Here is an 18,613-nt window from a genome sequence, read left to right as displayed (position 1 = left end):
TGGGGACCTTGGTTTATCCAGTGACCCGGTTATCTGACACCTTGTCAGGCCGTCTGGCGGATGCGCTCGATGAGCCCGTTGAGTGCGTCCAGCGAGCCGAAGTGGATCGCCAATTCGCCGCTCTCCTCAATCCGGCCGTTGCGCTTGCTCCGCTTCTTGATGCGAACCTCGACCTCGGCGGCGAGCAGGTCCGCAAGCTCCTCCTCCACACGGAGCAAGTCGCGCGATTTCTCCGCGGCGCCGCGCTTTGATGAAGGCGTGAGGCTGAACTCGGCCGCTAGTTTCTTGACCAGCGCCTCGGTCTCTCGCACCGACATTTTCTTGGCTGCAATCTGATTGGCAGCGGTGATCTGCGTCGCCTTTTCGAGCGAGAGCAGCGCACGTGCATGGCCCATGTCGATGTCGCCCGCCATCAGCATTGCCTGAGCCGGTTCCGCAAGATTCAGCAGGCGCAACAGGTTGCTGGCCGCACTGCGCGAGCGCCCGACAGCCTGCGCCGCAGATTCGTGAGTAAGCCCAAACTCAACGACCAGACGGTGCAGGCCTTGGGCTTCCTCCAGGGGATTCAAGTCTTCGCGCTGGATGTTCTCGATCAGTGACATGGCCGCAGCAGCCTCATCGGGCACATCGCGCACCAGCACAGGCACACTGACGAGCCCGGCCAGGCTTGCGGCCCTGAAGCGCCGCTCACCCGCGATGATTTCGAACTCGGCCTTCTTGGCGAGGGCAAGCTCCGGTTCAAGCCGACGAACCAGAATGGGCTGCATGATCCCTTGCGCCTTGATGCTCTCGGCCAACTCGTAGAGCGCGCCCTCGTCCATCCTGGTACGTGGCTGGTACACGCCGGGAACCATCTGATCGAGATTGAGCGTCGTCGGGCTTGGCGGCGCCGAGTCGTCGGAGCTTGCCTGATCGGCTCCGTTGAAAGTCGGCCCGAGAAGGGCTTCGAGTCCTCGGCCCAGGCCCTTGAGTTTTTTGGTCGCCATGGATATCAGTTTTCTTTCAGGAGGTCGGTCAGCAGCTTGCGGCCTTCGAGCCAGTCGCCCAAGCCGGATTCGCTATTGATGTGGCCGCGGGCACCCAGATTGACGTAGTCGGCACCCCAGTCTTCGGCCATTTGGCGGGAGCGTTCGGCGGTGCAGTACGGGTCATTCGTGGCTGCAATCATCAGGGAACGAAACGGCAACGGGCGCCGCATGATGGGCGCCCAGCCGGGAATCATTTGCCGCAGGTCGTCGCGCTCCAGATCACCGGGGGCGACAAGCAGTGCGCCATGCACCTTGCTCGAATGGCTTGAATGAGCCGCCCATGCGGCCACAAGGATGCATCCCAAGCTGTGCGCGACCAACGCCACCGGCCCCGGCGACGCCAGCACCTCTTCCTCGAGCCGAGCCGACCAGTCGCCGCGCAGCGGGCGCATCCAGTCATGCTGATCGACCCGCTGGTCACCGTGAATGGCTTCCCAGCGGCTTTGCCAATGCGCGGGGTCGCTGTTCTGCCAGCCGGGCAGCAACAGGATTTTCGGCGTCTTCATCGATGCAAGATGCGTTCTCGGCGACGGCTCAGATGCCATCGGGGGCATGCACCGTGACCTCCGGTGCATCCATGGGCACGGGTGCGGGTGACGCTGTCTCGGTCGCCATTGCGCTCGCCGGTGGCATCTTGACGACCAATTCTTGCGCAAAGGCAATGAACGCCTGGCTGCCCTTGGCAGGCGGGTCGAAAACCACGCCCGGCAAGCCGTAGCTCGGAGCTTCGGCGAGCCGAACGTTGCGGGGAATGACCGTGTCGAAAACCTTGTCGCCGAAATGCGCCTTCAATTGCTCGCTGACCTGTTGCTGAAGCGTGATACGCGGGTCGAACATCACGCGCAGCAAGCCGATGATCTGCAGGTTCTTGTTGAGGTTGGCGTGCACTTGCTTGATGGTATTGACCAGATCAGTCAGACCTTCGAGCGCGAAATACTCGCACTGCATCGGCACGATGACACCATGCGCGGCGCACAAGCCGTTAAGGGTCAGCAAGCTGAGACTTGGCGGGCAATCGATCAGAATGAAGTCGTACTCCGCGCCCACTGCGGCCAGCGCCGTCCGCAAACGCTTCTCGCGACGGTCGAGCGCCACCATTTCGACCTCAGCGCCGGCCAGCTCGCGGTTTGCGCCCAGGACGTCGTAACCGCACTTCTCAGCCTTCACTCGGGCTTCTGCCACGGAGGCAGACTCCAGGAGCACGTCGTACACCGTCGTCTCGAGCTGACGCTTGTCGATGCCAGAACCCATGGTCGCGTTGCCCTGCGGGTCCAAGTCGATCATGAGCACACGCTGCCCTACGTTGGCGAGGCCGGCGGCAAGATTGACGGTTGTCGTCGTCTTTCCGACCCCACCCTTTTGATTTGCAATGCAGAAGATCTTGGCCATGTCTTAGCCGCCGTGCCCGAGGACATGGCCAGATGCAGGAGTGCGCGGCGGAAGGTTTTGCATACTTATTTGGAAACCGCAAGCCTGACGCCGAACGCGATCAGGAAAACACCGGCGAGCTTGCCTAGGACCCCCGAAATGCGCGGATTGGCCCGCATCCGTTCTGCAAGGAAATGGGTCAAGAGCGTTGCCGTGGCCCCGTACAAAAAGGTGAGCGCTGCGATCGTCAACGCCATAACGGCGAAGGTGGTGATGCCCTGATGACGTGCCGGATCGACGAACAGGGGGAAAAACGCCATATAGAAGACGATGGCCTTGGGGTTGAGCAGCGTGATCATCATCCCTTGGCGCAGGTAGTGCGACGGACGGATGTTGAGAATAGGAGCAGCGCCAGGCCTTGCGCGCAGCATCTTGAAGCCGAGCCACGCCAGATAGACGGCGCCCAACCACTGCACGCCCCGAAACGCCGCAGGATATGCGGTCAGCAGCGTTGCGACGCCGGCAACGGCCGCCCACATCAGCACCTGATCTCCCGCAATCACGCCTAACGTGGCGGCCAATCCGCCACGGATGCCGCCTTTGCTCGTCGACGTGATCAGCGCCAGATTTCCGGGACCGGGGAGCGCCAGAAAAAGAACAATGGCGGCGACGAACGCGCCGTAATCAGCGATGCCGAACATGCAAATTGCTCAAAAAGGGAAGCGTCGAGTCTAAGCGAGGTCGACGCGACAGATGCGGCTCAGGAAACGAGTTTTCGCATCCAGACGATGCATCGCTCGGCATCGAGCCCTGGAACGTTCAGTTGTTCCACGTGAAACGCTTCGGTCTGCGGGGGAAGTTGGACGATTTCGTCCGCAGGCACCCTGCCCTTCATGGCCAGCCAAACGCCGTCAGGCGCCAGCAGGTGTATCGAACCTGAGACGAAATCGACTAGCGAGGCGAACGCGCGAGAACTGATCACCTCGTAAGCGCCCGTCATGGACTCGACGCGCGCATGGAGGCCGCGAAGGTTACGAAGACCAAGCTCAGAGGCGGCTTGCTGGACAAAAGCGGCCTTCTTGGCGACAGCATCCACACAGGTTACGTGCACGTCCGGTCGCATGACGGCGATCACGACGCCGGGCAGGCCCGCACCCGCGCCGACATCCAGGAGCTTCGCAGGGCCGCTGTGCTCTCGTCCGAGTGGCCCGACGGCCGCCAAGCTGTCGAGCAAATGATGCGTGAGAACCGAATCCGCATCACGCAGTGCGGTCAGGTTGTAGACCTTGTTCCATTTCAGTATGAGGGCGCCGTAAGCCAGCAACTGCTCGGTCTGCCGATCGGTCAGCGCGATCCCGAGAGAAAGCGCTCCTTCACGCAGTCTTTCCTCCTGAACCATTCCGGTCATTCGGCAACCGGCGATTTTGACGCGAGGCCAACCGTGAATGCCCGATGGCCGCCTTTGCGGAGATGAATCATAAGAAGCGAGATCGCGGCCGGAGTCACCCCTGATATCCGGGATGCCATGCCCAACGTCTCAGGGCGGTGCTTGGCGAGCTTCTGTCGCACTTCGATGCTCAACGCCTTGACCTGACCATAGTCGAGATCACTCGGCAGCCGGAGATTCTCGAAATGGGCGGCGCGCTCGACTTCATCGTGCTGACGGGTGATGTAACCCGAGTACTTGGCGGCAATCTCGATTTGCTCGACCTCCGTCTCTCCGAGCGGCGCACTCGACCGGTACTTGCCGCCGTCGAGAGACATCAGAGACTCGTAGCTCACATTCGGGCGGCGGAGGAGCTCACCAAGATTGTGTTCGTGGTCGATGGCCTTCCCCAGCACGCGCTCGGATTCGGCTTCTGGCAAGTTCCGAGGATTGACCCATATCGAGCGCAGGCGCTCTGTTTCACGTGAAACAAGGTCGCGCTTCCGCGAAAAAGCGTCCCAACGCGCATCGTCCACGAGGCCGAGCTTGCGTCCAGCGTCGGTCAAGCGCATGTCGGCGTTGTCTTCACGCAGTTGCAGCCTGAATTCCGCACGACTGGTGAACATGCGATACGGCTCAGTGACGCCCTTTGTGATCAGGTCGTCGACCAAGACGCCGAGGTAAGCCTCGTCCCGCCGAGGAAGCCAAGCCTCTTCGTCGCGGCATTGCAATGCAGCGTTGATGCCGGCAAACAGCCCCTGAGCGGCGGCCTCCTCATACCCTGTCGTCCCATTGATCTGGCCCGCGAAGAACAAACCGCGGATTGCGCGCGTCTCGAAGTTGCTCTTGAGCTCACGCGGGTCGAAATAGTCGTATTCGATGGCGTAGCCGGGCCGAAGGATGTGCGCGTTTTCCAATCCAGCCATCGACCGAACCAGCTGGTACTGCACGTCAAAAGGCAGGCTGGTCGAAATTCCGTTCGGGTAATACTCGTTCGTGGTCAGCCCTTCCGGCTCGAGGAAGATTTGATGGCTTTCCTTGTCCGCGAATCGGTTGATCTTGTCTTCGACGCTCGGGCAGTAACGCGGGCCGACCCCATCGATCTTGCCGGTGAACATTGGGCTGCGGTCGAAGCCAGAGCGGATGATCTCGTGGGTGCGCGCGTTGGTGTTCGTGATCCAGCACGGCATTTGCTGCGGGTGCATGTCAGCACGACCCATGAAGCTGAAAACCGGCATAGGTCCCGCACCGCCCGGCATGCCGTCGCCCGGCTGCTCGGTGCATTTTGAAAAATCGATGGTGCGTCCGTCTAATCGCGGAGGCGTGCCCGTCTTCAAGCGGCCTTGGGGCAGTTTCAGCTCCTTGAGACGCGCCGACAAGCTGATCGCCGGCGGATCGCCCGCCCGCCCCGCCTGGTAGTTGTCGAGGCCGACGTGAATACGCCCGTCGAGAAAGGTCCCTGCGGTGAGAACCACGGTCCGCGCCCGGAACGCGATGCCGACCTGTGTGATGGCGCCCACGACACGGTCGCCTTCGATCATCAAGTCATCCACGGCCTGTTGGAACAGCGAAAGGTTCGGCTGGTTTTCCAGGCGGCGACGAATCGCGGCCTTGTAGAGCACGCGATCGGCCTGTGCGCGTGTCGCGCGCACTGCCGGGCCTTTGCTCGAATTGAGCACGCGGAATTGGATACCGCCCTCGTCCGTGGCAATTGCCATGGCGCCGCCGAGCGCATCCACCTCTTTGACCAGATGACCCTTGCCGATGCCACCAATCGACGGGTTGCAGCTCATCTGCCCCAGCGTCTCGATATTGTGGGAGAGCAAGAGCGTGCGGGCGCCCATTCTGGCGGATGCGAGCGCCGCTTCGGTGCCCGCGTGACCGCCGCCGACGACGATCACATCGAATTCTTCGGGATAAAGCATGAGAGTGAGGGCGCACTGACGCGTGCGCTGCGCAAAGGGGCGCTGATTTTAATCTCCGGCGCCTGTTTGTGCCGGTCAGGGCCAAATCCGCCCAGACCGTCCTCGTTCCAATCCCGGGCCAGCATTGGCCCCCAAGCTATCAAATCGATAGCAGTTGCTTTGGATTCACGGGGATCGGTCCACAGCGTTCTTCACTGCGCCGACACCCAGCGCAGCGAGCACCAGGAACACCACGGCAAGTATCAGGAACAGCCCAAACAGGATCTTTGCGATACCGGCAGCCCCTGCCGCCACGCCGCCGAAGCCCAGCGCGCCGGCGATCAGCGAAATCACGGCGAAAACAATGGCGTACTTCAACATGTACAGGCTCCTCGCGATGACTTCATCGCAGTGCCGCGAGCTTAGAAACCCGCGAAATGTGCACTCATAGTCGCCGCCCGCGAGAAGCCGTAGGACAAAAACGCCGAGGCCTCGAACTCGCTAGCATCAGCCTCTTCCACCAGAATACGTTCCTCATTCATTGGAGTTTTTGCATGAAGCTGTACTACTCGCCGGGCGCCTGCTCGCTGTCTCCCCACATCGCGCTGCGTGAAGCTGGCCTCGCTTTCGAGCCCGTGCTCGCCAGTACGAAGAGCCACAAGCTGCAAGATGGAACCGACTACTACGGCATCAATCCGCTGGGCTATGTCCCGCTGCTCGAGCTCGATGACGGTACGCGTCTTCGCGAAGGCCCGGCCATCGTGCAGTACGTCGCGGATCTTGCCCCGGCAAAGAACCTCGCTCCAGCCAACGGCACCCTCTCGCGCTATCGCCTGCAGGAATGGCTCACCTTCATCGGGACTGAGATCCACAAGGGCTTCTCGCCGCTCTTCAATCCCAACATGCCTGAAGAAGCCAAGACGATTTCCAAGACCAAGCTAAAGTCGCGCTACGAGTGGCTCGATGCTCAGCTCGCAAGCAAGGACTACCTCATGGGCGAGCACTTCACCGTCGCCGACGGCTATCTGTTCACCGTGACCAATTGGGCGCAGCCCACCGGGGTCGACATTTCCTCATACGCGAATGTGAAGGCGTGGCATGCACGCGTGGGCGCTCGCCCGGCAGTCCAGGAAGCGATGAAAGCCGAAGGTCTGCTCAAGTAAATTTCGAGCAGGAAGAATGGCGCGGGTTTGATTCAGGACGTCAAGGGCTTCTGCCTCGACGCGAGGATCGCACCGGCCCAAAGTGCTGCGGCCGAGGCCACGAGGCCTCGGGCCAGCCCACCCGGACCATCCGAGATCCACCCGGTGACCGTCGGCCCGACGATCTGCCCCAGCGCGAAGGCGATCGTGAATGCACTGATACCCGTTGCCCACTGCGAAGCCGGCAAGTTGTGCCTGACCAAGGCTGTCGTCGAAGCAACCACCGACAAAAACACCCCACCGAACAACAGCCCCGATGCCATGGTCATCGGCCAAGCAGAGCTCAGCACCGGCAGCAGGGTGGCAACCCCGAGCAGCGCGTTGAGCAGCGCTTGCGGTCCGCCGCCGCGAGAGCGGTCCAACAGCCCGGCCCAAATTCGTGACGACGCCATGCAGGCCAGCCCGAGCAAGGCGTAGAACAAGGTGATGTCGCCTGGCCTCGCGCCCTGCTCGCGCAACAACGCGATCACGAAGGTCATGTAGCCGATGTATCCGGCCCCGAAAAGCGTGTAGCCGGCGAGTGCCCAACCGAAGCGCCGCACCGGCGCAGCTGCGACAGATGACCCGGCGTGCGGCGAGTTGGGCGCCCTTTGCGCATTTTTTGCATGCATCTGTCCCGGCATTGCACGCATTGCGGAAGCCAAGACCGCGGTCGCCGCAAAGCTGGCGGCTGCCAGCGCCCACCATGCCCAGGCCCAGCCGTGCGGAGCCCCCTTTGCACCTTGCAGAACAGCCGGCACGAGGAGCGCGGAGAGCGTGATTCCGGCACCCGTACCGCCGTAGTACAGCCCCAGCAGAAAACCTGCACGAGAAGGCTGCAGTGTGCCCAGACGCGCGGCGAGCAATCCCCCGGCAACGAAGACCCAGGCGCTCGCAAGGCCTGCCAGCAACCGCTGCAGCAGCAACGCGGCCGCTGAAGTGAAGAACCCACTGGCGACCATGAAGAGGCTCGCCCACAGCGCGCCGCCCACGAGCAGGCGCACGGGTCCGAAGCGCCGTAGCAGCGCGGGCGTCATTAACGCGCCGAGCAGGTATCCCGCAGCATTGGCCGTGTTCATGCTGCCGGCCAGCGTATAGCTCCAGCCGAGGTCTTCGCGCATCGGCGGCAGCAGCAGGCCGTATGAAAAACGCGTGATCCCAAGTGAAACAGCGGCGCCCAACGAGAGTGCCAGCGCGAGCCGCAGTACTTGTGCGGGGGTGGTCAGAAGCGGGGCGTCGTGAACGATCATGGATGCGCGGTCATTCTGCGGCACTGCATAGCAGCAATGCGACAACCCCGCGACAGCGAAGGGAGACGCCGAGGGTTTACCCTCCGTTTCGCCTCCACAACAACCATCAAGATCAAAAATGTCCTCCCTCTTCGATCCCGTGCAAGCTGGCGACCTCCAGCTCAGCAATCGCATTGTCATGGCGCCGCTGACGCGCAACCGTGCGCCCGATGCGGTGCCGCGCGACATCACCGCCACCTACTATGCACAGCGGGCCAGCGCCGGCCTGCTGATCACAGAGGCCACCGCGATCAGCCATCAAGGCCAGGGATACGCGGATGTGCCCGGACTCTACGGCACAGAGCAGCTCGACGGCTGGAAGCGCGTTACCCAGGCCGTGCATGCAGAGGGCGGCAAGATCGTCGTGCAGTTGTGGCACGTCGGGCGCGTCTCGCACACCGAGCTTCAGCCGGAGGGAGGCAAGCCGGTTGCGCCGTCGGCCATTGCGGCCAAGACCAAGACCGTGCTGATCAAGGACGGCGTGCCGACTTTCGTCGATACCTCCGAGCCTCGGGCGCTCGACGTCGGTGAGCTGCCCGGCATCGTGCATGACTACGCCGTCGCCGCACGCAACGCCATCGAAACGGCTGGCTTCGACGGCGTGGAGATTCATGGCGCCAACGGGTATTTGCTCGACCAGTTCCTCAAGAGCGGCAGCAACAAGCGCACGGACGACTACGGCGGCAGCATTCAGAACCGTGCGCGGCTTTTGCTCGAAGTGACGCGCGCCGTGGCGGACGCCGTTGGCGGCGGCAAGACCGGCATCCGCTTGTCGCCCGTCACGCCGGCCAACGACGTGCATGACGACAACCCGCAGCCGCTTTTCGACTATGTCGTTCGACATCTCGCGCCACTGAATCTCGCCTACATCCACGTGATCGAAGGCGCCACCGGTGGCCCGCGCGAACTCGCCGACCGTCCCTTCGACTACGAAGCTCTCAAGGCCGCCTACCGCCAGGCTGGCGGCAAGGGCGCGTGGATGGTGAACAACGGCTATGACAAGCCGCTCGCGGAAGAAGCACTCAAGGAGGGCGACGACCTGGTCGCCTTCGGGAAGCCCTTCATCTCCAACCCCGATCTGGTTCGCCGTCTGCGCGAAGGCGCACCGCTGAATGCGTGGGACAAGAATACGTTCTACGGCGGCGGCGAAGAGGGGTATATCGACTATCCGGTGATGTAGCTCGCCCCCAGGCTTGCCCACTTCGTGTGGCCGCCAACCCCCTGCCGGGGGCAACCCCGGTGGCCCGGCGGAGCCGGTTCCACGGGGTTTCTGGAGGGGCACCGCAGTCTTTGGGGTGGGTGCGCCGGCTTCAGGATGGGGGGAACGCGAGGCTTACGCGGAGGCCGCCTTCGGGGGACGCTTTGGCGAAGGTGAGTTCGGCGCCCAGCAACCTTGCGTAGCGAGCGACGATCGCCAAGCCGAGGCCGGCGCCTTGGCCGAGCTTTTGGCCGGCGGGGCCTTGCGCCCAGCGGCGCAAGAGGTCGCTCTGGGTTTCCGGCGGGATGCCGGGGCCGTCGTCGACGACGCTCATCGTGTGGCCAACGAGTTCGATGGTGATCGTGCGGCCACCGTAGCGCAGTGCGTTGTCGATCAGGTTATCGAGCGTTCCTTCGACCAACGCGGCATTCGCCAGCACGGTCACGGGTTCGTCGAGACCCTGCGCGCCGAGGTCAACGCCCTTGGAATCCGCGCGCGCGAGGTGCCGCAGCACCGCTTGCTGGATCAGCTCGTCCAGCCTCAATGGCTGGCGCTGGAGTCCGGTGCGGCTTTCGTCGGCCAGCGCGAGCGCAAGCAATTGGTCCACGAGATGGCTGGCCCGCGCCTGGCTGGCAGCGATGTTCTGCAACTGCTCCCGCCAGACGTCCGGCGCCTGCTGGGCAAGGCCGTATTCGGCCAAGGCGCGTATTCCTGCCAGAGGCGTACGCAGTTCATGCGCGACATTGCCGGCAAACTCACGCTGAGCCGACGCGCTCTGCGCAAGCCGATCGAGCAGCGCATTGAGGGTGTCGCCCAACTGCTCGAGTTCGCGTGAGCTTCGGGCGACCGGCACGGGGGCAAGATCGTGAGCATCCCGCTTCTCCAGGGTCTGCCGCAGTTCCCCGAGTGGACGAAGCTCGCGTCCGATGCCGCGCCAGAGCCAAGTGGCCAGTGCCGCCAGAAGCACGAACTGCGGCGCGAGCGAATAGACCAGCAGCCGCTCGACCAGCACTGTTCGCGCCTGCGTGGTCTGCGCGATGACCACGCGATACGCGTCCGGCGCCTCGTGGTTCAGCACCACGGCGCGCAATGCCTGGCCGTGATACAGCACATGCGAGAAACGATATCGCGCGCCCGCCTCCGGCGCAGGCGCCTGCAGCCCTTCATGGCCCGCCAGCAGTGACCCATCGGGCCGCAGCACGGCAAAGAACACCGCTTCGGACTGATCGAAAAGCACACTCGTCACCTCACGCGGCGAGAGCAACAACTCCATGCCGCGCTCGCCCGCCTGCACGTTGGCGGACACGGAATAGGCATCGTCGAGCATCGCCCGGTCGAAAGCCTGCTCGGTGAAATAGCTCGCCACATAGAGCGCGACTGCTGTCCCGACCAGCCACGTCAGTGCCAGCGGGAACAGCACGCGCTGCAGCACGCGCGCGGTCAACGATGGCGCCGCCGAGTTGCGCGGCGGCGTTCCGGTCACGCGTCGGCTTCCAGCAGATAGCCGATGCCGCGCAGGGTGCGAATGACGGCCCCGCTGCCGACCAATTTCTTGCGCAAGCGGGAAATGAATGCTTCGAGCGCGTTGTCGCCCAACGATTCATCGAAGGTCGAGAGCTTGTCGGACAGCTCTCGCTTGCTGATCGTGCGGCCGGGCGGGCTCATCAACTCCCATAGCACTTCGAATTCGCGGGCGGGCAGGTCGAGCGGCATGCTGCCGACACCGAAGCGCCGTGCTCGCCGGTCGAGGCGCAGGTGTCCGAGGATCGCAATGTCTTCCGTGCCCTGCGCTCGCCGGACGAGCGCGCGCAACCGCGCCTCGACTTCCGCGAGATCGAAGGGCTTGCCCAAATAGTCGTCCGCGCCCGCATCGAGCCCGGCGATCCGTTCCTCTGTGCGATTGCGCGCGGTAAGAACCAGCACCGGCGTCCGGTCGCCCCGGGCTCGCGCATGGCGCAATGCCGTCAATCCGCTCGCAAGCCCGCTGGTCGGGCTGACCGTTGCAGGCAAATTGAGATCCAGCAGCACGGCATCGAAAGTCTGCACTCGCCAGAGGTGATCTGCCTCCTCTACGCTTGCCGCCACGTCGACACGGTGACCCGCATCACCAAGGCTGCGCAGCATCACGCCGCGCAGGACCGCATCGTCTTCGACCAAGAGGATTCGCATCGGGATTGAGAGATGAAAAGGTACGTCTTTTTACAGCATGGAAGAGGCGGAGCGCCGCGAAGACCGGTAGGCTGGGCGCGTCACGTCCCCTCGCTGGACATTGACATCGTGAGAAGGTTCACACTCCCATTTCACTCAACTCGAAGGAGCAACCACGATGAGCCAGAAGATCCAGGTCACGGGCATGAGCTGCGGACATTGCGCAAACTTGGTGCAAAACGCCGTGCAGACCATCGACCCCAAGGCACAGGTCACGGTCGACCTCGAAACAGGTCATGTCGACGTGGTCAGCCAGCATCCGAGGGAAGACATCATCGTGGCGATCGAGAACGCCGGCTACAAGGCTCAATAACGCGGGCGCTGGCGCCGGCCTCGGCCACGCCCTGGATGCTCAATCCGTAGGAATCCGGATCCGAAGCTGGCGCCGCGAAGGATCGGGCGCCGTTTCCGCAGAGAGGGGCGCGATGATTGCGGGAAACACCAGCGCCCGCGCCAACCCAGGCGAGCGACGCTGAAAACCTTCCAGCCCCGTCAACACTTTGTCGATCAGCGTGAGCCGCTTGGCCAGCGCCTGGGCCGCGCGCTCGGAATTCTTGGTCGCCTCGACCGCCACGACCTCATCCTGAAAGCCCTTCCAGTTCGATGGATCCAGCATGTTCGTGCAGGTCGAGATCGACGTCGACAACGCCCTCGCCGCATGCCACCAGCGCGCCGGCACGAAGATCATGTCTCCCGGCTTGAGCACCGTGCGATACAGCGTTGCCTTGGCCAGCAGCGGAAAGCGCACGCGATCCTGCATCACCGGGTCGTCGACCATCGATTGGTTCGGCAATGCCGAACGCGGATAGAGGTACTGGCTGTCTTCGGGTGGAAAGACCACGAATTCCTTCTCGCCGTAGATCTGGACGATGCCAGCGTGAGAGTTCTCGCCATCGAAATGCATGACCGGAAACTTGCTCCCGACCCCGCCCACCAGCAGCTTGAGGTAGCCGTCCGGACGGCGCCACTTTTCCGGCATTAGCGGGCTGGCATAGCGCCGCGGAAATGAAAACTTGATCTGCGGCCGCACGTCCGGCAGCAATTCCGGCAGCACCTCATGCAGGAACGATCGGTACATGTACGGACCCGGATTCTCGGCACTGGACGCAAGAACCTCGTCGATGAATTGATCGAAAGGCATATCCCGCCCGTAGCCGATCGCCACCGGCTGGCCGCCGAATCGCTTCTTGAAGTTCTCGGGCGTCCAGGTGCGCATGGCGGCCCAGCCTTTGCCGACGTTCGAAATCACGACCGGCCGGTTGCCATGCATGTAGCGCGCGAGGAAATCGTCGTAGCTCAGCTTGTCGCCGTCGACGCGTTCGATGGGAAGCCAGGGGGCCGGCGTGCGCGCCTCGCTTTCAATCGCGATTCCCCCGTCAAGGATATTTTGCATTTGCATACAAAGATACTACAAGGAAGCCCTTGGCTTGCCTAGCAACCATTGGTCGATGTCCAAAGGAACAGCTGCCGCCGGTCGCTACCATCGGCTCCCATGCTCCCCAACCCGCGCATCCTCCTCGTCGAAGACGAATCCGCCATTGCTGACACCGTGCAGTACGTGCTGCGCACCGATGGCTTCGTGCCGCTCTGGTGCCCGACGGCGCAGGAGGCTATCGCGCAGTTCACGGCCGATCCGCCCGCGCTTGCAATTCTTGACGTCGGTCTCCCGGACATGAACGGGTTCGAGCTCTTCAAGCGGCTGCAAGCGCTGCCCGGCGGCGCGCAGGTGCCCATGCTGTTTCTTACGGCGCGAAGCGATGAGATCGATCGCGTCGTGGGTCTGGAGCTCGGCGCGGACGACTACATCGCCAAGCCGTTTTCGCCGCGCGAACTGGTGGCACGCGTACGAACCATCCTTCGGCGCAGCGCACGCACCGGTCAAGCCCCGATCGCGCCTGTGCCCTCATCGTCGCCCTCGCCCTCGTCTTCGCCGGCATCGCCTTCGCCAACAATGCCTTTCGCACTCGACGCCGAACGCATGCAGATCCGCTACTACGGGCGCCTTCTCGAACTCTCGCGCTACGAATATGGGCTGCTGCGCCTGATGGTGCAGCGCCCCGGCCGCGTCTTCACGCGCGACGAATTGCTGCGGCTGGTGTGGGACGAATCGAGCGAAAGCTACGACCGCACGGTCGATGCGCACATCAAGACGCTGCGCGCCAAGCTCAAGGCGATCGCGCCGGACATCGAGCCGATCCGCACCTTGCGCGGCACGGGCTATGCGCTGAACGAAGAACTGCCTCAGAGCACGTGACAGGGTGAGCCGAAGAACACGCATCTTCGTCGGCATCCTGCTGATCTACACAGCGGGCATCGCATTCCTGCTCTATCGGGTGGTTGCCGACATCGATCCGCGCTACCGCGAATCAGCGGAGGAATCGCTGGTCGAGACATCTCAACTCATGGCGAGCCTGATCGAGCAGGACGTCATCGCCGGCGCCATCAACACCTCGCGGCTCGAGCCGTTGTTCCGATCGGTCTATGCCCGTCAGTTCTCGGCGCAAATCTACAACCTGCACAAGCGCCACGTCGAGCTCCGCGTCTACGTGACTGACCGCAATGGTCATGTGCTCTTCGACTCGCTGGGCCGCAGCACCGGGGCGGACTACTCGCAATGGGCCGACGTCAGCCGCTCGCTCGCCGGCACCTACGGCGCGCGCACTTCGCGCGACATCGAAGGCGATCCGATGACCTCCGTGATGTATGTGGGCGCGCCCATTCGCTGGAACGACGAGATCGTCGGCGTGGTCACCGTGGGCAAGCCGGTGCGCAGCTTCGGCCAGTTCGTGCAAGACGCTCGCGCGCGCACGCTAGGTGTCGGCGTGGGCTCGGCCTTTGCGCTGCTGGTGCTCGCGATCATCGTGTCGGTGTGGCTGGTGCGGCCATTCGGATTGATCTCGGACTATCTCGGCTGGCTGCGCAACCAGCGCAGCCCGACCCTCTCGCGGATGATCCGCCGCGCCGTAGATACCTTGCGCAGCGGCGTCGGCGAGATGCGGGATGCGCTCACCGGCCGCAACTATGTCGCCGACTACGTGCAGACCTTCACGCACGAGATCAAGAGCCCTCTGTCGGCGATCCGCGGCGCGGCGGAGCTGATCCAGGAACCGTCGATGCCGCAAGCCGTGCGCGAACGCTTTCTCGCCAACATCACGAGCGAAACGCAGCGCATCCAGGAGATCGTCGACCGCATGATGGAGCTCACGGCCCTGGAGGCGCGGCGCGCGCTGGAGCGCAGCGAACCGGTCGCGCTCGCGCCGCTTCTTCGTGAGGTCGGCGCGGGCGCGCAAGCCGCGGCCTCGGCGCGCGATATTCATGTGAACGTCGCCATCCACAACGAAGCCAGCGTCGAGGGCGACCCCTTTCTCCTGCGCCGCGCGATCAGCAATCTGCTGGACAACGCCATCGATTTTTCGCCTCCAGGCGCCGAGGTTCTTCTCGCGCTGGAGACAGGCGGCCGCAGAGCCCGAATCATGGTGCGCGATCGCGGACAAGGCATTCCGGACTACGCGAAAGACAAGGTGTTCGAGAAGTTCTATTCGCTCGCACGGCCGCACAACCGCAAGAAGAGCACCGGGCTCGGGCTCGCATTCGTCAAGGAAATTGCCACGCTGCACCGCGGCCGGGTCGAGCTCGCCAATGCGCCGCGCGGCGGCGCGCTGGCGACGCTCACACTGCCGCTGCTTTCACATCACTGACCAACCAGCGCCAGATAGGCCTTGCGCGTGCCGGGACTCACCGAGTCGATGAGCTGCTGGTAGGAGGTCTTGTGCCGAGCCAGCATGCGCGCGGACGCCACGCTCTTCGATTTGCAATACCAGTGGCAGGTGTGTTGCATCAGGAAGAGCTCGGCCGACATGGTGAAGGCCTTGGCCTTCGAGCTGCGGTGCGCCTCATTGCGCATCACGTCCGCGATGCCGCGTGCGTGGATCGCGAATGCCTTTCGCAGATCGAAGGTCAGGGCCGGAAAGAACTGGTGCGCGTAGGGAATGGCAAGGGGCAGCTTGCTCACGCGCGTCTCGCTTGCGTCGATGTTGGCAAACTCGGCCGCAAAGCTGTCGAACTGCGCGGACAGCTTCTGCTCGGTGCTGTCCAGAAGGGCCCATATCTGGGCGCGACGTTCCACGTCGTCTTCGCCGAGGCACCGCAGATAGCCTTCGGTGAGGTTCTCCATCAGCTTTTCGATCTGGTAGTGGCCCAGATGGCTGCCCAGCAATGCGATGCGGCGGCGCTGATCGACTGACTTGAGAATGGAGGCGCCGACGACGATGAAGGTCGCCAGGATCAGAATTTCCATGACTGCGTGAGAAGAGAGGGATGTGGAGTGTAGATACCTCCGCAAGCCCCCTCGTCTTGGGGCGCTACCTGAACAGATCGAGGATGCGGTTGCGCTCTTCGGGCGCCGCCGGCGGGCTCACCGGCACCCCGGCCAGTTCCTCCGCCGTCGGAGCGGGCGCCTGGACCTGGGTGTCGACGCCCAGGCTCGCGATGCCGCGGCCCGGCGCGTAGTCATCGAAATACCATTCGCCTTCGACGTTGACCACGCCCGCAGGCGCGCGCGGCTCGCTCACCGGAACGCCTTGCAGCGCGGTCTGCATGAAGCCGACCCAGATCGGCAAGCTCAGGCTGCCGCCGGTTTCACCTCGAACGCCCAGCTGACGGGGCGTGTCGTAGCCCACCCATGCAATGCCGACCATCGTCGGCTGGAAGCCCGCAAACCAAGTGTCGAAGGAATCGTTGGTCGTGCCAGTCTTGCCAAAGAGGTCGTTGCGCTTAAGCGCCTGGTGGGCCTTCGTCGCGGTGCCGCCATTGACGACGCTCTGCAGCAGCGATCCCATCACGAAGGCGTTGCGCGCTGGGATCGCGCGCTTGTCTTCCCCAAGCACCGGAGGCTCGGTCTCCAGCAACACCTTGCCGCGGAGATCGGTGACGCGCGTCACAAGATAGGGATTGACGCGATAGCCGCCGTTGGCGAACACCGAATACGCAGCCGCCATCTGCATGGGCGTGACGGACCCGGCACCCAGTCCCATCGGCAGATTCGCCGGCTGCCTCTCGCGGTCGAAGCCGAAGCGCGTGATCCAATCCTGCGCGTAGTCGACGCCAATCGACTGCAGCACGCGGAGCGTGACGAGGTTCTTCGACTCTTGCAGCGCACGGCGCAGCGTGATCGGCCCTTCGTAAGTGCCCTCGAAGTTCTTCGGCTCCCAGGCTTGTCCACCCGGGCCCGCTTCGAAATACAGGGGCGCATCGTTGACGACGGTGCTCGGCGTGAAACCCTTTTCGAGCGCCGCGGAATAGATGAAGGGCTTGAAGCTGGAGCCCGGCTGGCGCCATGCCTGAGTGACGTGGTTGAACTTGCTCTTGCCATAGTCGAAGCCGCCGACCATGGCCTTGATCTCACCGGAGCGCGGATCGAGTGCAACGAATGCGCCTTCGACCTCCGGCAGCTGGGTGATCTCCCAGCCGCCCTTCGCAGTCTTTGCCACGCGGATCACCGCACCCCGCCGGATCTTGATCGCGGCAGCCGCCTTGTCCGACAGACCCGACTGCGCAGGCCTCAAGCCTTCGCCCGTGATCTGCAGCGTCTCTCCGTTCGCGCGGACGGCCTTGACCTCCTTCGCGTTGGCCTGGAGAACCACGGCCGCGAGCACGTCGCCGTTGTCCGAATGGTCGGCGAGCGCGTCGTCGACAGCGTCATCGAGATCCTTGGGATCGTCCGGAAGCTCCGCAAAAGCCTCAGGGCCGCGATAGGGCTGGCGGCGCTCGTAATCCATGATGCCGCGGCGCAGCGACCGGTAGGCCGCCGCCTGGTCAGCGGCGACGATCGACGTGTAGACGTTGAGGCCGCTCGTGTAGATGCTGTCGCCGTACTGCGCATGCATCATCTGCCGCACCATCTCGGCGGCGTGCTCCGCGTGCAGGCGGTTCGGGTCGGCAGCATCGCGCAGATGCAGTTCTTCCGACTTGGCTTGCGCCGCTTGCTCGGCGGTGATGAAGCCGGTTTCCTGCATGCGGTCGATGACGTAGAGCTGCCGCGCACGCGCACGGCGCGGATTGGTCACCGGATTGTTCGTGCCCGGCGCCTTGGGCAGCCCCGCCAGCATCGCGGCCTCGGCGATCGTGACGTCCTTCAGCGGTTTGCCGAAGTAGGTATCGGCAGCGGCCGCGAATCCGTAGGCGCGATTGCCCAGGTAGATCTGGTTCAGGTAGATCTCCAGGATCTGGTCCTTGCTCAGCTCGCGCTCCAGTTGCATGGCCAGCAGGATCTCGTAGGTCTTGCGGCTCAGCGTGCGCTCCGAACTCAGGTAGACATTGCGCGCCACCTGCATTGTGATGGTCGAAGCGCCCTGCTGCCTTCCGCCCTTCAGGCTCGCGACCGCCGCACGCAGGAAGCCCTTGTAGTCCACACCGCCATGGTCATAGAAGCGCGCGTCCTCGACCGCCAGGACGGCGTCTTTCATGACCTGGGGAATATCCGCGAAAGGCGTGAGATTGCGGCGCTCCTCGCCGAATTCGCCGATGAGGCTGCCTTCGGACGAAAACACTCGCAGCGGCAGCTTGGGTCGGTAATCGGAAAGCTCCGAAATATTGGGCAGCTTGGGATAGATCAGGACCGCCGCGATGCCCGCGGTGATCAGAAGCACGAGCGCGCCGGCCGCGACGATGGTGCCGCCCCACAAGGCGATGCGCCGAAGCCGGGTCGACCGCTGGGCGGGCCCGCTGGAAGGTGATGTTTTGGACATGACAAGAAGCGTCGACGGAGGGGAAAAGCTCGGGGAGTCCGTTGCGGAACCGCACTTTGCTATCGAATAGATAGCAGCAGATGGCGGCATGGCGCTGTCGACCCGCAGTAGGAGCGCTCAGACAATTCTCAAGTTCCCCACCGAAATTGCATAAGAAGCGAGGTCCTCATACTCGCCCATGGAACTGAAGCCCATATGAAGTCCCCGCTCGCCGGGACTTCATACAGGCTTCACACAAGGCCGCTGGCTTCAAACAGGCTTCCAA

General features: G+C 63.5%; 18 protein-coding genes. 5 read left to right on the top strand and 13 right to left on the bottom strand.

Annotation, left to right across the window (positions count from 1 at the left end; genetic code table 11):
• Window positions 1–44: 44 nt before the first annotated feature.
• From AC1DSF_RS11800 to AC1DSF_RS11770, 7 genes are all read right to left on the bottom strand, one after another.
• Window positions 45–986 (bottom strand): ParB/RepB/Spo0J family partition protein, encoded by a 942-nt coding sequence (locus AC1DSF_RS11800; RefSeq protein WP_478127620.1) that lies wholly within the window; start codon window positions 984–986, stop codon window positions 45–47.
• Window positions 987–991: 5 nt separating this feature from the next.
• Window positions 992–1,534 (bottom strand): RBBP9/YdeN family alpha/beta hydrolase, encoded by a 543-nt coding sequence (locus tag AC1DSF_RS11795; RefSeq protein WP_478127619.1) that lies wholly within the window; start codon window positions 1,532–1,534, stop codon window positions 992–994.
• A 28-nt stretch (window positions 1,535–1,562) separates the two neighbouring features.
• Window positions 1,563–2,417: a ParA family protein gene (locus AC1DSF_RS11790; protein WP_478127618.1), complete on the bottom strand. Its 855-nt coding sequence runs from the start codon at window positions 2,415–2,417 to the stop codon at window positions 1,563–1,565.
• A 65-nt stretch (window positions 2,418–2,482) separates the two neighbouring features.
• Complete coding sequence (locus tag AC1DSF_RS11785) at window positions 2,483–3,097, bottom strand: LysE family transporter (RefSeq protein WP_478127617.1); 615 nt, start codon at window positions 3,095–3,097, stop codon at window positions 2,483–2,485.
• 59 nt (window positions 3,098–3,156) lie between these two features.
• Window positions 3,157–3,795, bottom strand: coding sequence for a 16S rRNA (guanine(527)-N(7))-methyltransferase RsmG (rsmG, locus tag AC1DSF_RS11780; RefSeq protein ID WP_478127643.1), 639 nt, complete (start codon window positions 3,793–3,795; stop codon window positions 3,157–3,159).
• Between the two features lie 5 nt (window positions 3,796–3,800).
• Window positions 3,801–5,747, bottom strand: coding sequence for a tRNA uridine-5-carboxymethylaminomethyl(34) synthesis enzyme MnmG (mnmG, locus tag AC1DSF_RS11775; RefSeq protein WP_478127616.1), 1,947 nt, complete (start codon window positions 5,745–5,747; stop codon window positions 3,801–3,803).
• 165 nt (window positions 5,748–5,912) lie between these two features.
• On the bottom strand, window positions 5,913–6,107 hold the full coding sequence (locus AC1DSF_RS11770) for a DUF1328 family protein (RefSeq protein ID WP_478127615.1): 195 nt from the start codon (window positions 6,105–6,107) through the stop codon (window positions 5,913–5,915).
• Between the two features lie 173 nt (window positions 6,108–6,280).
• Between AC1DSF_RS11770 and gstA the strand changes: the two genes are divergently transcribed.
• Window positions 6,281–6,889 carry a glutathione transferase GstA gene (gene gstA / locus AC1DSF_RS11765; RefSeq protein WP_478127614.1) on the top strand — a complete coding sequence of 203 codons (609 nt, stop codon included), beginning with the start codon at window positions 6,281–6,283 and terminating at the stop codon, window positions 6,887–6,889.
• Between the two features lie 32 nt (window positions 6,890–6,921).
• Here the strand turns inward: gstA and AC1DSF_RS11760 are convergent, their stop codons facing one another.
• Complete coding sequence (locus tag AC1DSF_RS11760) at window positions 6,922–8,157, bottom strand: YbfB/YjiJ family MFS transporter (protein WP_478127613.1); 1,236 nt, start codon at window positions 8,155–8,157, stop codon at window positions 6,922–6,924.
• A gap of 118 nt (window positions 8,158–8,275) precedes the next feature.
• Between AC1DSF_RS11760 and AC1DSF_RS11755 the strand changes: the two genes are divergently transcribed.
• Entirely contained in the window at window positions 8,276–9,376 is a 1,101-nt protein-coding gene (locus AC1DSF_RS11755) for an alkene reductase (RefSeq protein WP_478127612.1), read from the top strand.
• A gap of 130 nt (window positions 9,377–9,506) precedes the next feature.
• On the opposite strand, the gene AC1DSF_RS11750 is transcribed toward AC1DSF_RS11755, so the two are convergent.
• Window positions 9,507–10,877, bottom strand: a complete 1,371-nt coding sequence (locus tag AC1DSF_RS11750) for a sensor histidine kinase (RefSeq protein WP_478127611.1) — start codon at window positions 10,875–10,877, stop codon at window positions 9,507–9,509.
• Window positions 10,874–11,563 carry a response regulator transcription factor gene (locus AC1DSF_RS11745; protein WP_478127610.1) on the bottom strand — a complete coding sequence of 230 codons (690 nt, stop codon included), beginning with the start codon at window positions 11,561–11,563 and terminating at the stop codon, window positions 10,874–10,876. Before AC1DSF_RS11745 ends, AC1DSF_RS11750 begins: the two co-directional genes overlap by 4 nt.
• 157 nt (window positions 11,564–11,720) lie before the next feature.
• On the opposite strand from AC1DSF_RS11745, the gene AC1DSF_RS11740 reads away from it, so the two are divergent.
• Window positions 11,721–11,915 carry a heavy-metal-associated domain-containing protein gene (locus tag AC1DSF_RS11740; RefSeq protein ID WP_478127609.1) on the top strand — a complete coding sequence of 65 codons (195 nt, stop codon included), beginning with the start codon at window positions 11,721–11,723 and terminating at the stop codon, window positions 11,913–11,915.
• Window positions 11,916–11,954: 39 nt separating this feature from the next.
• On the opposite strand, the gene AC1DSF_RS11735 is transcribed toward AC1DSF_RS11740, so the two are convergent.
• Window positions 11,955–12,995 (bottom strand): cupin-like domain-containing protein, encoded by a 1,041-nt coding sequence (locus tag AC1DSF_RS11735; RefSeq protein ID WP_478127608.1) that lies wholly within the window; start codon window positions 12,993–12,995, stop codon window positions 11,955–11,957.
• A 99-nt stretch (window positions 12,996–13,094) separates the two neighbouring features.
• On the opposite strand from AC1DSF_RS11735, the gene creB reads away from it, so the two are divergent.
• Window positions 13,095–13,856, top strand: a complete 762-nt coding sequence (gene creB, locus AC1DSF_RS11730; protein WP_478144803.1) for a two-component system response regulator CreB — start codon at window positions 13,095–13,097, stop codon at window positions 13,854–13,856.
• A gap of 4 nt (window positions 13,857–13,860) precedes the next feature.
• Window positions 13,861–15,300, top strand: a complete 1,440-nt coding sequence (gene creC, locus AC1DSF_RS11725; RefSeq protein ID WP_478144802.1) for a two-component system sensor histidine kinase CreC — start codon at window positions 13,861–13,863, stop codon at window positions 15,298–15,300.
• Here the strand turns inward: creC and AC1DSF_RS11720 are convergent.
• A complete protein-coding gene (locus AC1DSF_RS11720; RefSeq protein ID WP_478182871.1) occupies window positions 15,294–15,899 on the bottom strand; it encodes a hypothetical protein in 606 nt (201 codons plus the stop codon). The two genes, creC and AC1DSF_RS11720, sit on opposite strands and share 7 nt — an antisense overlap.
• A gap of 64 nt (window positions 15,900–15,963) precedes the next feature.
• The gene (locus AC1DSF_RS11715; RefSeq protein WP_478182870.1) at window positions 15,964–18,348 is read right to left on the bottom strand and encodes a penicillin-binding protein 1A; all 2,385 of its coding nucleotides are present in this window, start codon (window positions 18,346–18,348) and stop codon (window positions 15,964–15,966) included.
• Between the last annotated feature and the right edge of the window lie 265 nt (window positions 18,349–18,613).

Source organism: Variovorax sp. 01N429 (genome assembly GCF_056399425.1).
Note: the sequence above shows the minus strand (reverse complement) of the source record. Positions and strands in the feature narration are given on the sequence as shown.

Excerpts from the sequence above, each read along its gene's own strand:
- creB (WP_478144803.1), top strand. The coding sequence starts at position 13,095 with ATGCTCCCCAACCCGCGCATCCTCCTCGTCGAAGACGAATCCGCCATT.
- AC1DSF_RS11715 (WP_478182870.1), bottom strand. The coding sequence starts at position 18,348 with ATGTCCAAAACATCACCTTCCAGCGGGCCCGCCCAGCGGTCGACCCGG.
- AC1DSF_RS11790 (WP_478127618.1), bottom strand. The coding sequence starts at position 2,417 with ATGGCCAAGATCTTCTGCATTGCAAATCAAAAGGGTGGGGTCGGAAAG.
- AC1DSF_RS11755 (WP_478127612.1), top strand. The coding sequence starts at position 8,276 with ATGTCCTCCCTCTTCGATCCCGTGCAAGCTGGCGACCTCCAGCTCAGC.
- AC1DSF_RS11795 (WP_478127619.1), bottom strand. The coding sequence starts at position 1,534 with ATGAAGACGCCGAAAATCCTGTTGCTGCCCGGCTGGCAGAACAGCGAC.
- gstA (WP_478127614.1), top strand. The coding sequence starts at position 6,281 with ATGAAGCTGTACTACTCGCCGGGCGCCTGCTCGCTGTCTCCCCACATC.
- AC1DSF_RS11740 (WP_478127609.1), top strand. The coding sequence starts at position 11,721 with ATGAGCCAGAAGATCCAGGTCACGGGCATGAGCTGCGGACATTGCGCA.
- AC1DSF_RS11735 (WP_478127608.1), bottom strand. The coding sequence starts at position 12,995 with ATGCAAAATATCCTTGACGGGGGAATCGCGATTGAAAGCGAGGCGCGC.
- AC1DSF_RS11770 (WP_478127615.1), bottom strand. The coding sequence starts at position 6,107 with ATGTTGAAGTACGCCATTGTTTTCGCCGTGATTTCGCTGATCGCCGGC.
- rsmG (WP_478127643.1), bottom strand. The coding sequence starts at position 3,795 with ATGGTTCAGGAGGAAAGACTGCGTGAAGGAGCGCTTTCTCTCGGGATC.
- AC1DSF_RS11785 (WP_478127617.1), bottom strand. The coding sequence starts at position 3,097 with ATGTTCGGCATCGCTGATTACGGCGCGTTCGTCGCCGCCATTGTTCTT.
- mnmG (WP_478127616.1), bottom strand. The coding sequence starts at position 5,747 with ATGCTTTATCCCGAAGAATTCGATGTGATCGTCGTCGGCGGCGGTCAC.
- AC1DSF_RS11800 (WP_478127620.1), bottom strand. The coding sequence starts at position 986 with ATGGCGACCAAAAAACTCAAGGGCCTGGGCCGAGGACTCGAAGCCCTT.
- AC1DSF_RS11720 (WP_478182871.1), bottom strand. The coding sequence starts at position 15,899 with ATGGAAATTCTGATCCTGGCGACCTTCATCGTCGTCGGCGCCTCCATT.
- AC1DSF_RS11745 (WP_478127610.1), bottom strand. The coding sequence starts at position 11,563 with ATGCGAATCCTCTTGGTCGAAGACGATGCGGTCCTGCGCGGCGTGATG.
- AC1DSF_RS11760 (WP_478127613.1), bottom strand. The coding sequence starts at position 8,157 with ATGATCGTTCACGACGCCCCGCTTCTGACCACCCCCGCACAAGTACTG.